The sequence below is a fragment of the Comamonas sp. CMM02 genome, from assembly GCF_014851485.1.
Lineage (GTDB): Bacteria > Pseudomonadota > Gammaproteobacteria > Burkholderiales > Burkholderiaceae_C > Comamonas > Comamonas avium.
Genome location: NZ_JACUZW010000001.1, coordinates 500,958 through 514,730, shown reverse-complemented (window position 1 = coordinate 514,730; position 13,773 = coordinate 500,958). Strand labels below are relative to the sequence as shown.

Sequence of the window (13,773 nt, the reverse complement as noted above, 5' to 3'; positions counted from 1 at the left end):
GGAAATTATTAAGCGTCAGAGCTTTGCTGCAGGGCCCACATTTCGGCATACCGCCCACCTTGGCCCAGCAATGCCGCATGCGTGCCTCGCTCAATGATCTGGCCTGCGTCCATCACCAAAATCTCATGGGCATCGACCACCGTAGACAAGCGGTGCGCAATCACCAGTGTCGTTTTGCCCGCTGCTGCGCTGGCCAGCTCCTGCTGAATGGCGCGCTCGGTTTCACTGTCGAGTGCCGAGGTGGCCTCATCAAAAATCATAATCGGAGGGTTCTTGAGCAACGTGCGCGCAATGGCCACACGCTGCTTTTCGCCACCTGACAGCTTCAGCCCCCGCTCACCCACCTTGGTGGCATAGCCTTGCGGCGTGGACATGATGAAATCGTGAATGCGCGCTGCTTTGGCGGCAGCCTCCACCTGGGCCTGCGTTGCACCTGCACGCCCATAGGCAATGTTGTAGGCCACGGTGTCATTGAACAGCACCGTGTCTTGCGGCACGATGCCAATTGCTTTGCGCACGCTGTCTTGCGTTACCTGCCGGATGTCCTGCCCGGCAATGCTGATGTGACCGCCCTGCACGTCATAAAACCGGTACAGCAGACGGGCCAGCGTACTCTTGCCCGCTCCCGAAGCGCCAACCACGGCCACAGTCTTGCCCGCCGGGATACGAAAACTCAGTCCTCTCAAAATCGCACGTGCAGGCTCATACGCGAAATACACGTTGTCAAAACACACATCTGGCTGACCATGTAACTGCAGCGGCTGCGCGCCAGGGGCATCGGCCACTTCGCGCTCTTTATCCATCAGCGAGAACATGCGCGACAGATCCGCCATGCTCTGCTTGATCTCGCGGTACAGGGTGCCCAGGAAATTCAGCGGAATGTACAGCTGAATCATGAAGGCGTTCACCATGACAAAGTCACCCAGCGTCAGCTCGCCGGCCACCACCCCTTGCGTGGCGCGCCACAGCATTGCCACCAAAGCGGTGGCAATGATCAGCTGCTGCCCGCCATTGAGCAAACTGAGCGTGCGCTGGCTTTTCAAACGCACCGTGCGCAGTGCCTGCAGGTTCTCGTCGTAACGACGGGCCTCAAAATCTTCGTTGTTGAAGTATTTGACCGTTTCGTAGTTCAGCAATGCATCGACGGCCTTGGTGTGCGCAGCGGAGTCCTGTGCATTCGCCTCACGGCGGTACTGCGTGCGCCATTCCGTCACTTTCACGGTGAACGTGATGTAGCACACCAGCGCCACGGCCGTAATCGCTGCAAAGCCCACATCAAAGGTGAACGCCAAAATGCCCAGCACCAAGGCCATTTCAATCAGCGTGGGCAAGATGCTGTAGAGCGAATACGACACCAGTGATTCGGTGCTGCGCACGCCACGCTCAATATCGCGTGTCATGCCGCCGGTCTGACGCTCCAGGTGAAAGCGCAGGCTCAAGGCATGCAGGTGGCGAAAGGTCTCCAGCGCAATCGAGCGTGTGGCCCCTTGCGTGGCTTTGGAAAAGACCAGGTCACGCAGCTCCGAAAACATGGAAGTAGAAAACCGCAAAACACCATACGCCAGCAGCAGCCCCACCGGCACCACCAGCAGGGCAGCGGGGTCAGTGGCTTTAACGTTGAGTGCATCTACCAGTTGCTTGAGCAGCAGCGGCACTCCCACATTGGCGACCTTGGCACCCACCATGAAAAGCAGTGCGGCAAGCACACGCCATTTGTACTCCCACAAATAAGGCATAAGTCGGCGCAAGGCCGACCACTCAGCGGCATTAGCCACGTTGGAAGCTGAGGGTTGTGGAGAAGCTATTTCGCCGCTACGTCGCATGGGGGACAATTCCGAGCTGTTTTTGTACTCAGATTGTCACCCATGCCCCGTTCACCCGTACTGCCCAGCGTTGCCCTGCCCACCGACAAAGAGTTGGTGCTCAAGGTTGTGCCTATGCCTGGAGACTGCAACGCCAACGGTGACATCTTTGGTGGCTGGGTGATGTCGCAGGTGGACTTGGCAGGTTGTGTGCTGGCCATGCGGCTGGCAGGTGGTAACCGCATGGCCACCGTGGCTGTGAAGGAATTTATCTTCAAGCAACCCGTGCGCGTGGGCGATGTGCTGTCGTTTTACTCCTGCGTGACACGCGTGGGGCGCACCTCCGTCACGGTAGATGTCGAGGTGTTTGCCGAGCGCATGACACACCAGGGCGAGTTCGTCAAAGTGACCGAGGCCGTCCTGACCTATGTGGCCATTGATGCGCAGGGCCAATCGCGCCCCTTGAACCTGCCCGCAGAAGAGCGCACCCCGGCCTGATGCCGTCTTGGCCCTTCAATAAAAAAGCCTGAGCGCGTTCTGCACTCAGGCTTTTTTTATGGCCGCACCGCTGAAATCAGGCTGCTGCAGCCACCGTTTGTGTTCCAACCGGCTTGAGCGCGCTGCTGCCTGGTTTTTCCGCACGGTTGTGCACACCCACCTCAATTTCACCGGAAAGCTGGCCGCCTTCTTCAATCACAATTTTTCCGTAACGGATTTTGCCGCTGACCTTGCCTGTGCTGTGAATGACCAGCTTCTGACGCACCGTGAGCGAGCCTGTGAACTCACCATGGATCTCGGCAATATCGATCTCTGCCGAACCATGAAAAGCGCCTTGCTGCGTAATCTGAATCACGCGCGAGTCCATGGTGGCTTCCACTGTGCCTTCCACCACCAAGGTATCGCAATCCGTGATCTCGACGCCCTTGAGCTTGATATTGGGCCCTACGGTCAGCTTGCTGCCGCCATGTTCTGTGGTTGCCGCCTGCTGCTCTGGCACATGGCTGCTGGTATCCACCGGGCGGGTACCCACTGCGTCACTGCTGCTGGATGCTGCAGGGGTTGATTGCAAGGTACTGCTGGTTGCGCTCAGGCCGCCGGGCGTAGTCGTGGTGCGGGTGGAAAATGTCTGTGGTTCACGCTTGGTAAAAAAGGGACTGTTCACGGCCATGCTTGCTCCTGATAGAAAGTCTTGAGCTTAGGAATGGTCTGCGGATACTTTTTCCCTCGTTTCGCAACAAGCGTAAGCAAAGACTACGGCTGTGGCGTCTGCTTACGCGTGTTGCCTGCACATACAAGACGTACAGGTACTCAGCGCCACCCAAGTGGCAGATGCTTGCCCTCAAGACGTGATGTAAGCGGCCATGCCCACTGCCAGCATCTCGCCCTCTTCACTCAAAAAATCCATGCGTGTGGTTGCCACGCGCGAGCCCAGCCGCAGCACTTCGGCTCGCACCAAAAAGCGCTCTCCAATGCCCGGGCGCATGTAGTCCACGCGCAAGTCAATGGTGCCCAGTCTGGCAAACCGCTCGGTGCGCTTCATCACGGGCTCGTCCATGTGTTTGGCGCCAATGGCGGCCATCACCGCCACCCCGGCCATGGCATCCAGCGCCGCACTGATAGCACCGCCATGAATGCGGTTGTACGTGGCGTGCCCTACCAGGTGCGGCTGCATCTCCATGCGGGCCGTTACCGTGGTGGCATTGGCGCTCTGCAGCTTGAGGCCCAGCACTTTGTTGAAGCTCACAAACTCTTCCGTCAAATGCTGGAGCACGGCCATGAACTCAGGCTCAAATTGCAGCACTGCCGCATCGGTTTTGGTAGATGGCATAGACATTCAGACAAAAAGAGAGCTACCTTCGCTTTAAATTCAATAGTTTCAGATAGTTTTCTATCTGAAAATCAATGTACATAAGCGCTAACAGCTATTATTTATGAAACTCCGCGAGCAACCCACACATCCAAAGGATTGCGTCTGCAGCTGCGGTTCTATGCAGAACCTTCGCACCACACAGCGTTCGACACACGCGCAACGTCAGCTGCGACTGCTGCAGTCAGCCAGCCTCGTTGCACGCAAGCTCCTGCCCACTTTGCAGTGCGGCAGGCTGCGCCTGCCTTCTGACTTCAGCAGTTGCGCAAGTCAGGCTTGCGTTTTTAGTGGAAGACCACACCTTCACTTCGCTCTATGACCGATACAAGATCGGCCTAGATTTCAGCACTTGCTGAAATCAGGTTTTCTCTTCTAACGAAAACGCTCGCCCACTTTGCAGTGCGGCAGGCTGCGCCTGCCTTCTGACTTCAGCAGTTGCGGAAGTCAGGCTTGCGTTTTTCCATAAAAGCGGTGAATGCTTCGCGGGCAGCGGGCTGGGTCAGCATGCGACCAAAACTTTGGCCTTCTTCGGCCATTTGCGCCTTGATGGCATCGCGCTGGCCGCCCTTCATCAGTCGCTTGGTTTCCACCAGGGCTGACAAGGGTTTGGCCGCCAGCTTGGCCGCCTGTGCCTGGGCCACGCCATTGACTTCAGTGGGTGGCACTACGCGGTTGACCAGACCTACTTCCAGCGCGGCTTCGGCCATGAAAGGCTCGCCCAGCAACAGGGCTTCTGCGGCACGCTGGTAGCCCATCAAGCGGGGCAGCAGCAGGCTGGATGCGGCTTCAGGACACAGCCCCAGATTTACGAAAGGCACAGAGAAAGCCGCGTTGTCACCGGCATAAACCAGGTCGCAATGCAGCAGCATGGTGGTGCCAATGCCCACTGCCGGGCCGGCAACGGCGGCAATCAGTGGCTTGGGAAAATCAGCCAGTGCATGCAAGAACTGAAACACCGGGCTTTGCTGGGGCAGGCCATCGCCAGCGCCTTGGCGCGACAAAAAGTCACCAATGTCATTGCCTGCGCTGAACACGGTGGCATCGCCTTGCAGCACCACCACGCGCACAGCGTCATCGGTGGCAGCGCTGGTCAACGCGGCTGCCATTGCGCCATACATGGCCTGGGTGATGGAGTTTTTCTTATCGACACGATTGAGTGTGACGGTGCGCACACCGGCTTCGGTGTGTACCAGGATGTCTTGGGTAGCGGTATCTGTCATGGGTTTTCCTGCAAAAAATTCAACACAAAGGCCGTGCTGCGCCGAGACGAGGTCAATACACCACGTCTTGGGCGTGCAACCGCGGCACCTTACTCTTTGTAATAAACGATTTGATGGCTGGTTGCCAGCAAGCTGCCTTCGCTGTCCCACAGCTGAGCCGTCTGGTCAAAGTAACCATTGCGAAAGGCCTGCGCGCTGGCCTGGGCCAGCAGGTGCTTGTCGCCCTGCTTGGTCAGCTGCTCACTGCTGGCATGGAAATATACGGTCATCCCGACGGTGCCCGCAGGAACCCGGCGGGCACGGCGCAGCCAGACACGGGGGAAAAACACATCTGACAAGGCGGTCAGTGCGGGAAAGTCCAGCGCGCGCGCAGGCTCATCGCGCACCCACAGCTGGGAAATGCTTTCGTGCCCGCTGTCATCCCAGGTTTTAGGGATTGCGCCCTGCACCACGCGCATGTCGTAACGCTGCAGCCATTCCATGGCGCCGCGCGTGTCAAAGCGCTCGCAGCTTTGTGGATCAGGCATGGCCGGATGCGCAATGTCATCAAGGCTGAATGTCTCTCGGCGCACGGCGGTAATCACCGTTGCCGTGGTGGACGCCACCAGCTCGCCTTGCGCATTGCGTTGCCCCATCAGCACCGTCCAGTGCTGGGTTGAGCGATTGGTTCGCACAGGAGTGGCTTCGATGCGCACATCCCCCGCCTCAACAGGCCCCGCGAAATTGACGGTGATGGATAACGGATCGCCCAGTACCTGGGGGTGGCGCAGTACCGCTTGCAGCATCTGCGCTGCGGTGATGCCGCCGTACGGCCCTACCATGTTCCAGTAGGCTGCAGGTGCCTGGGTGTGCACACTGCCATCGTGCTGGGGCGTCATGCGCAAAGCAGCATCCAGAGGATGTATATCCGTGACGGTCATGTCCTTGTGGGAGTCTTGCGGGGCGCTCATATCATGAAATCTCCGAGAAAAGCTCACCTTGCCCTGGCTGCTTGGAGGCTGCCAAGGCGCTACGTTCTATCTTAGAGAATGTAGTGCCATGGCCCGCAGGTGGCTGACCCTTAGGTGTCATCTGTGTAGTGCCATCCAGCCAGCGCTCCAGCACCGACAAGGCGCGGGGCCACAGCGAGCGCTCCATCTCTGCACGGAAAAATCCAAAATGACCAATGCGCCGCTGCGGGGTGTCCAGCATGCGCAAGCGCTCAATACTTTGCGGACAATTGCGGTACCAGCTGACCAGCGAAGCGGTGGAGCGCCACGACATCATTTCGTCATCCTCCATCGAAAATGCATGCAAGGGGTAACGCGCTGCTGCGTAGACCTTGCGCAAGGGCTCGCCTTCTACCCCGATTCCGTAATTGGGGTGCATGCACCACTTGCGCCATTGCCAGATTACGCCAGCGGGCAAATCGCCCACCAGGCCCCATTTCTTGCCGGGCATACAGCCGCACACACTGGTGATCAACGGCGCAATCCCCCACCACCACAGCAAGACTTTGCGCCGCGTGGGTGGTGCGTTATCACGCCAGTAACCGCTGCCACTGGCAATACAGAGCAAACCATCAATGGGCAGGGGGGGTGCATTCATGCCGGGCAGCTGTGCCCCTACGCTGTGCCCAATCCAGTACAAAGGCACGCTGGGCGACTGGATGCGCAAATGCGTTGCGACGGCCGCGCAGTCCGCAGCCCAATCCATAAGATTGACTTTGGCCTGGCGCAAAGGGCCATGCAAAGACTCGGCATGCCCCCGGTAATCAAACGTAGTGACGGCATAGCCATGGGCCGCCAGCCACTGAGAAAAAGCGGTGTAAAACCGCTGCGGTACGCCAATGGCTGCGGCCACCACCACCTGACCCCGCACCCGGATATCTACAGGCAGGCACTGCCGCAGAGCCAGTGGCCCTGCGGCAGTGCCTGCAACCTCTAATGTTGACGCTTGCCAGCGCACCTTTACCCCTTGGCCCGCTGTAGCGTCTTGCATGGCTTAAACCCGTTCGAAAATACCAGCAGCGCCCTGACCTGTGCCTACGCACATGGTGACCATGCCGTATTTGAGGTTGTGGCGGCGCAGGGCGTGCACCACCGTAGCGGCACGAATGGCACCTGTGGCACCCAATGGGTGGCCCAGCGCAATCGCGCCTCCCATGGGGTTTACTTTGGCGGGGTCAAGACCCAAGGTGTTCATCACCGCCAGCGACTGAGCGGCAAAGGCTTCGTTCAGTTCAAACCAGTCAATGTCCTGGTGGTTAATGCCGGCATAACGCAGCGCAGCAGGAATGGCTTCAATGGGTCCAATGCCCATGATCTCTGGCGGCACACCGCGTGCGGCAAAGCTTACAAAACGCGCCAGCGGGGTCAGCCCAAACTGCTTGACAGCTTTTTCGCTGGCCAAAATCAATGCACCTGCGCCATCGCTGGTTTGTGACGAATTACCGGCTGTGACCGATCCGCGTGCCGCAAACACCGGGCGCAGTTTGCCCAAGGCTTCCAGCGTGGTGTCTGGGCGCGGGCCTTCGTCCAGGCTCACAGTGCGCGACTTGGTCATCACTTCACCAGTGGCCAGATTGGGCATGCGATCGATGATGTCAAACGGTGTGATTTCGTTGGTGAACTCACCCGCCTGCTGCGCCTTGACGGCGCGCAGGTGCGACTCCAGCGCAAACGCATCTTGCTGCTCGCGGCTGATCTTCCACTGCTGCGCCACCTTCTCTGCGGTCAGCCCCATGCCATAGGCAATGCCCACGTTTTCATCACGTGCAAACACCTCGGGGTTGAACGATGGCTTGTTGCCGCCCATGGGCACCATGCTCATGGATTCAGCACCACCAGCGATCAGCACGTCGGCCTCACCCACACGAATGCGGTCAGCGGCCATCTGAATGGCAGACACACCCGATGCGCAAAAGCGGTTCACCGTGATACCGCCAATGGGGTGATCAAACGCCAGCCCCACAGCGATACGCGCCATGTTCATGCCCTGCTCTCCCTCTGGGAAAGAGCAACCGATGATGGCATCTTCGATTGCCTTCGGGTCCAGCGTCGGCACTTGCAGCATGGCCGACTTCATGGCGGCCACCAGCAAATCATCGGGACGGGTATTTTTAAAGTAACCGCGGCCAGAACGACCAATAGGGGTGCGTGTTGCGGCAACGATGTACGCGTCTTGTACTTGTTTCATGACCAAATTCCTTGGTTGTCTCTTCGCTCTTTAAGCTGTTACGGGGCTTCTCACACTGTGCGCAGCGCATGCCAGCAGTCAGCGCACAAGGGCCACCCCGCAGCGTTGCTGGCGCCCCCCGTCCCGCGAAGCGAGAGAAGGGGGAAGGCGCGCAGCGACTCAGTGGGGTGCTTCAATTTCGAACAGGTTTGCCCGTGTTAAGCATGCCCAAAATGCGTTCATGCGTTTTGGGCTGACCAATCAGGTGACAGAAAACTTTGCGCTCCATGGCCAGCAGGTACTCCTCGGTGACCAGGGAACCTGCGTCCACCTCGCCACCGCAGACCACCTCCGCAATCATGGCTGCGATCTTGAAGTCATAGGCGCTGATGAAGCCGCCATCACGCATATTCACCAACTGCGCCTTGATGGTGGCAATACCACTGCGCCCCGCCACAGGGAAAGCGCGCTTGATGGGGGCGCGCCAGCCGCCCGTGGCCATGGCCTTGGCTTCGTTGATGGCCACAAACAGCACTTCGTCCTTGTGCGGCACGATGATGTCGCTGTCCAGCAAAAAGCCCAGCTTGCGCGACTCGATCGCACTGGTACCCACCTTGGCCATGGCCGCAGCGGTGAAGCCTTCTGTCAGGAAAGGCAGCACATCTTTGCTGGTGGAGCTGGCCATGTTCTCTGCAGCGCGGCGCGCAATATAGGTCAGGCCACCGGCACCAGGCACCAGGCCTACGCCCACCTCAACCAACCCGATATAGCTTTCCATGTGTGCCACGCGGCGAGCCGAATACACGGCCAGCTCACAGCCACCTCCCAGTGCCATGCCATGAATGGCCGCAACCACCGGTACTTGCGCATAACGGATGCGCATCATCATGGCCTGCAGCTCTGACTCGATGCTATCGATCGCATCAGCACCACCGACCAGGAAGGCGGGCATGGTGGCTTCCAGGTCAGCACCCACGCTGAACGGCGCATCGCCCGACCAGATCACCATGCCCTGAAAGTCTTGCTCGGCGGTATCCACCGCTTCAACCAGGCCTTCCATGACTTCCGGGCTGATGGCATGCATCTTGTTTTTGATGCTGGCAATCAAGATTTCACCGTCCAGCGTCCAGGTGCGCAGAGCTTTGGATTCGAACAGCGTCGTGCCTGCTGTCTTCCAGTCGGGCAAGCTGGTTTCACCCAGCAGTTTTTCAGGGAACAGCTGGCGTTCATATACGGGCAGCACGCGGCGGGCCACAAACTTGCCCAGCGCGGGGCTCCAGGAACCTTCGCCCGTGTGCACGCCACCGGCGGCGGCCACCGGGCCTTCAAACACCCACTTGGGCAAAGGTGCTTTGGACAGAGCCTTGCCTGCGTCGATGTCTTCCTGAATCATCTTCGCCACATCCAGCCAGCCTGCTTCTTGCCACAGCTCGAACGGGCCTTGCTTCATGCCAAAGCCCCAGCGCATGGCCTGGTCCACATCGCGGGCGGAATCGGCAATGCTCTCCAGGTGCACAGCAGCATAGTGAAAGCTGTTGCGCAAAATGGCCCACAGGAACTGGCCGGGCGCGCCTTCTGCATTGCGCAGCAGCTTCAGTCGCTCGGCAGCAGGCTTTTTGAGCATGCGCGCATACACCTCATCGGCCTTTTGGCCGCCGGGAATGTAGTCCTCGCTGTGCAGCTCAAACTGCAAAATGTCACGGCCTACTTTTTTGTAGAAACCAGCCTTGGTCTTTTGCCCCAGATTGCCCAGCTCCAGCAACTTCTTCAACACGGGCGGTGTGCCAAAGCTGTCGTAGAAGGGATCGGTCTCGGCGCTCAAGGTGTCTTGCAGCGTCTTGATGACGTGGGCCATGGTGTCCAGACCCACCACATCTGCGGTACGGAAGGTGCCCGACGATGCACGACCGAGCTTTTTACCAGTCAAGTCGTCCACCACGTCGAACGTCAGGCCAAAGTTTTCGACCTCCTTCATTGTCGTCAGCATGCCGGCAATGCCGATGCGGTTGGCGATGAAGTTGGGCGTGTCTTTAGCGCGCACCACCCCCTTGCCCAGGCCGCTGGTGACAAAAGCCTCCAGTTGGTCCAGCACTTCGGGGTTGGTAGTGGGCGTGTTGATCAGCTCCACCAGCGGCATATAGCGTGGCGGGTTGAAGAAGTGAATGCCACAGAAACGCGGCTTGATGGCTTCAGGCAGCGCTTCAGACAGCTTGGTAATGGACAGACCCGAAGTGTTCGATGCCACCAGCGCGTGCTTGGCAACAAACGGCGCGATCTTGGTGTACAGGTCCAGCTTCCAGTCCATGCGCTCGGCAATCGCCTCAATGATGAGGTCACAGCCCTTGAGCAGCTTGAGGTGTTCCTCGTAGTTCGCGGGCTGGATCAAGTCCGCGTCTTCCGCCACGCCGATGGGCGATGGCTTGAGCTTTTTCAGATTGGCAATCGCCTTTTCAGCGATGGCACTTTTAGCGCCTTCCTTGGCTGGCAGGTCAAACAAAATGACCGGCACTTTGACGTTCACCAGATGCGCAGCAATTTGCGCACCCATCACGCCAGCGCCCAGCACGGCGACTTTCTTCACATTGAATCGGGACATGAGAATGTTCCATTGAATGCTGCCCATAGGCCTGCATGACGCCCCACCAGGTAAGCGCCATGCAGGCCGGGTCAGCGTTGTTCTTCTTTACTGCACGCGCACCCAGGTCTGGGTACGCCCGAAGGGGCCGATAGAGCCGCGCACTTCAAGCTTTGCACCGCCTTCAATCGGGGTCATGCGCAGCGTGTAGGTTTTGCCGTTTTCGGGGTCAAGAATCTTGCCGTCTTCCCAGACGTCTTTGCCCTCAGCCTTTTTGGCACCACGGATGATTTCCAGACCCACCACAGGCTTGTCTTTGCGGTCATCCGCGCACTTGTCGCAGACCGCGTTGGGGTTGGCACCCTCACGCAGCACACGCTCCACCTTGCCGGTCAGTACGCCACCGTGGTCGGTGATGCGCACTTCCGATTTGGGGGCCTGGGTTTTTTCATCCAGGCTCTTCCACAAACCGACTGGTGACATCTGCGCCATGGCTGGCGCACCGAAAGCTACGAAAACCAGAGCTGCTAACACTTTATTCATGAGAACCTCCGTATCAAAGACTTTCACATTGAAGGAAATACGTGCGCTGGCAGCTACTTAACTAAGAGCTGCGTCGGTATCCATCAGCACCTTGCTACCGGCACGTGCGGTACGCATCAGCGTGACGGTTTCGGGGAACAGCTTGGCAAAGTAAAAGCGTGCGGTTTGCAGTTTGCCGACGTAGAACGGATCGGTATTACCGGCCGCAATGGCACGCAATGACACCTGGGCCATGCGGGCAAACAGGTAGCCAAACACCAGGTGGCCGGCTACACGCAGGTAATCCACCGATGCAGCACCCACTTCGTCAGGGTTTTGCATGCCCTTGAATCCGATTTCGGTGGTGAACTTGGTCATCTGCTCGCCCAGCATGGCGATGGGGTTGATGAATTCGGCCATCTTCTCGTTGACGCCCTCTTCTTCCACCAGCTGCGCCACCAGCTTGCCAAACTTCTTCAGTGTCGCGCCCTGATTGCCCAGCACTTTGCGGCCCAGCAGATCCAGTGCCTGCACACCGTTGGTGCCTTCATAGATCATGTTGATACGGTTATCGCGTACGTACTGCTCCATGCCCCATTCTTTGATGAAGCCATGGCCGCCAAATACCTGCTGGCTGGCGGTGGTGGCAATCCAGCCGTTGTCGGTCAGGAAGGCTTTCACGATGGGCGTAAGCAGTGCCACCAAGTCAGCGCTGTCTTTTTGCACCTTCTCGTCAGGGTGGTTCAGCTCTTTGTCGATCAGCAGTGCGCAGAAAGTTGACAGCGCACGGCCGCCTTCGGCATACGCCTTGGCCGTCAGCAACATGCGGCGCACGTCGGGGTGCACGATGATGGGGTCGGCAGGCTTGTCTTTGGCTTTGACGCCCGAGAGGCTGCGCATTTGCAGACGATCCTTGGCGTAGGCCAGCGCGTTTTGGTAAGCCACTTCGGTCAGACCCAGCGACTGGTTGCCCACGCCCAGACGTGCGGCATTCATCATCACGAACATGGCTTGCAGGCCCTTGTTGGGCTGGCCCACCATTTCGCCGACTGCATCTTCCATCACGATCTGAGCGGTCGCGTTGGACTTGATGCCCATCTTGTGCTCCAGACCACCGCAGTAAATGCCGTTACGCTCACCGAGCGAGCCATCGGCATTGACTTTGTACTTAGGCACCACAAACAGGCTGATGCCCTTGGAGCCCACAGGCGCATCGGGCAAACGTGCCAGCACCAGGTGAATGATGTTGGAGGTGAAATCGTGCTCACCGGCCGAAATAAAAATCTTGTTGCCCGTGATCTTGTAGGTGCCATCCGCCTGTGGCTCAGCCTTGGAGCGCAGCAGTCCCAGATCGGTGCCGCAATGGGGTTCGGTCAGGCACATGGTGCCAGTCCACTCACCACTGGTCAGCTTGGGCAGGTACTTGGTCTTGAGGTCATCAGAGCCATGGGCGTGCAATGCTTCGTAAGCGCCATGCGACAGACCCGGGTACATGGTCCACGCCTGATTGGCGCTGTTGAGCATTTCGTACAACGCCGAGTTGACGGCAAAGGGCAGCCCTTGTCCACCGTATGCCGGATCGCACGACAGTGCAGGCCAGCCACCTTCTACAAACTGTGCATAGGCTTCTTTGTAGCCCTTGGGGGTGGTCACTTCATGCGTGGTCTTGTCCAGATGGCAGCCCTCTTCATCACCGCTGATGTTCAAAGGAAATGCCACGTTGGCAGCAAATTTGCCTGCCTCCTGCAGCACGGCATTGATGGTGTCGGCATCCACCTCGGCATGCTTGGGCAGCGCTTTGTATTCTTCTTCGATCTTGAACACTTCGTGCATCAAGAATTGCATGTCGCGCAGGGGCGGGTTGTAGCTGGGCATGGTTTGTCTCCTCGTGTATCAGCAATAACAGTTGTGAAGGGTGTGGCTTACGCCTGAAGGGGCTGTGCGCCGTAGCGCAGCAAAATGCTTTCAAAACCTGCCAAAGCGCGCTGCATGGCACCCGAGCTGCGCATGAAGCGCGCCTCGTAATGCAGCACCAGAATCAGGCCGTGAATTTCTGACAGAACCTGGCTTTCATCGACATCTGCGGCCAGGTCACCAAGTTCTTTGCACTGGCTGATGGAGCGGCGCATGGCCTCGTGCCACGTGCCCACGGAGTTGACCAGCGCATCGCGCACAGGGCCAATGTTGTCGTGGAACTCAATCGCGCCACTGATATAAATGCAGCCCGAGTCCAGCTCTACGCTAGTGCGCTTCATCCAGTTGTCGAACAGTGCGCGCAGTCGCAGCAAGCCGCGCTCAGCCTGCAGCGCCGGGTAAAAAACCTCTTGCTCAAAGCGCTGGTGATATTCACGAATCACCGAAATCTGAAGTTCTTCGCGTGAACCGAAGTGGGCAAAAACGCCTGACTTGCTCATCTGCGTTGCTTCGGCCAAGCCACCAATCGACAAGCTTTCCAGGCCGTTGTGCATGGCCAGCTGCAAGGCAGCATCAATAATGTGGGCCTTGGTCTGCAGCCCTTTGGGAGAAGCGCGATGGCTGGCCCCTGCCCCCCGCGGCTTAGGTGCAGCGGCAGAGCTGGTTGGGACAGTGGGGAAAATGTGTGGGGTGAGAGACATGCATTACCAATAAAAA

At 58.5% G+C, this 13,773-nt stretch carries 12 protein-coding genes; 1 reads left to right on the top strand and 11 read right to left on the bottom strand.

Annotated features, from left to right (window positions below; genetic code table 11):
- Positions 1-8: 8 nt before the first annotated feature.
- On the bottom strand, positions 9-1,823 hold the full coding sequence (locus tag IB213_RS02320; RefSeq protein WP_192405270.1) for an ABC transporter ATP-binding protein/permease: 1,815 nt from the start codon (positions 1,821-1,823) through the stop codon (positions 9-11).
- Positions 1,824-1,865: 42 nt separating this feature from the next.
- On the opposite strand from IB213_RS02320, the gene IB213_RS02315 reads away from it, so the two are divergent.
- Complete coding sequence (locus tag IB213_RS02315; RefSeq protein ID WP_191722742.1) at positions 1,866-2,300, top strand: acyl-CoA thioesterase; 435 nt, start codon at positions 1,866-1,868, stop codon at positions 2,298-2,300.
- Between the two features lie 76 nt (positions 2,301-2,376).
- Here the strand turns inward: IB213_RS02315 and IB213_RS02310 are convergent, their stop codons facing one another.
- The 10 genes from IB213_RS02310 to IB213_RS02265 form a co-directional block, all read right to left on the bottom strand.
- The gene (locus tag IB213_RS02310; protein ID WP_192405269.1) at positions 2,377-2,970 is read right to left on the bottom strand and encodes a polymer-forming cytoskeletal protein; all 594 of its coding nucleotides are present in this window, start codon (positions 2,968-2,970) and stop codon (positions 2,377-2,379) included.
- A gap of 171 nt (positions 2,971-3,141) precedes the next feature.
- Positions 3,142-3,630, bottom strand: a complete 489-nt coding sequence (locus IB213_RS02305) for a thioesterase family protein (protein ID WP_370551139.1) — start codon at positions 3,628-3,630, stop codon at positions 3,142-3,144.
- A gap of 467 nt (positions 3,631-4,097) precedes the next feature.
- Entirely contained in the window at positions 4,098-4,889 is a 792-nt protein-coding gene (locus IB213_RS02300; RefSeq protein WP_191722739.1) for an enoyl-CoA hydratase, read from the bottom strand.
- An 89-nt stretch (positions 4,890-4,978) separates the two neighbouring features.
- Entirely contained in the window at positions 4,979-5,839 is an 861-nt protein-coding gene (locus IB213_RS02295; RefSeq protein ID WP_225560924.1) for an acyl-CoA thioesterase II, read from the bottom strand.
- A 1-nt stretch (position 5,840) separates the two neighbouring features.
- Positions 5,841-6,869 (bottom strand): serine aminopeptidase domain-containing protein, encoded by a 1,029-nt coding sequence (locus IB213_RS02290; protein WP_192405268.1) that lies wholly within the window; start codon positions 6,867-6,869, stop codon positions 5,841-5,843.
- Between the two features lie 3 nt (positions 6,870-6,872).
- Positions 6,873-8,066, bottom strand: a complete 1,194-nt coding sequence (locus IB213_RS02285) for an acetyl-CoA C-acyltransferase (RefSeq protein ID WP_192405267.1) — start codon at positions 8,064-8,066, stop codon at positions 6,873-6,875.
- A gap of 172 nt (positions 8,067-8,238) precedes the next feature.
- Positions 8,239-10,641, bottom strand: coding sequence for a 3-hydroxyacyl-CoA dehydrogenase/enoyl-CoA hydratase family protein (locus IB213_RS02280; protein WP_192405266.1), 2,403 nt, complete (start codon positions 10,639-10,641; stop codon positions 8,239-8,241).
- An 87-nt stretch (positions 10,642-10,728) separates the two neighbouring features.
- Positions 10,729-11,163 carry a DUF2147 domain-containing protein gene (locus IB213_RS02275; RefSeq protein WP_191722735.1) on the bottom strand — a complete coding sequence of 145 codons (435 nt, stop codon included), beginning with the start codon at positions 11,161-11,163 and terminating at the stop codon, positions 10,729-10,731.
- Between the two features lie 57 nt (positions 11,164-11,220).
- On the bottom strand, positions 11,221-13,017 hold the full coding sequence (locus IB213_RS02270) for an acyl-CoA dehydrogenase C-terminal domain-containing protein (RefSeq protein ID WP_191722734.1): 1,797 nt from the start codon (positions 13,015-13,017) through the stop codon (positions 11,221-11,223).
- A 47-nt stretch (positions 13,018-13,064) separates the two neighbouring features.
- A complete protein-coding gene (locus IB213_RS02265; RefSeq protein ID WP_192405265.1) occupies positions 13,065-13,757 on the bottom strand; it encodes a TetR/AcrR family transcriptional regulator in 693 nt (230 codons plus the stop codon).
- Positions 13,758-13,773 lie beyond the last annotated feature (16 nt).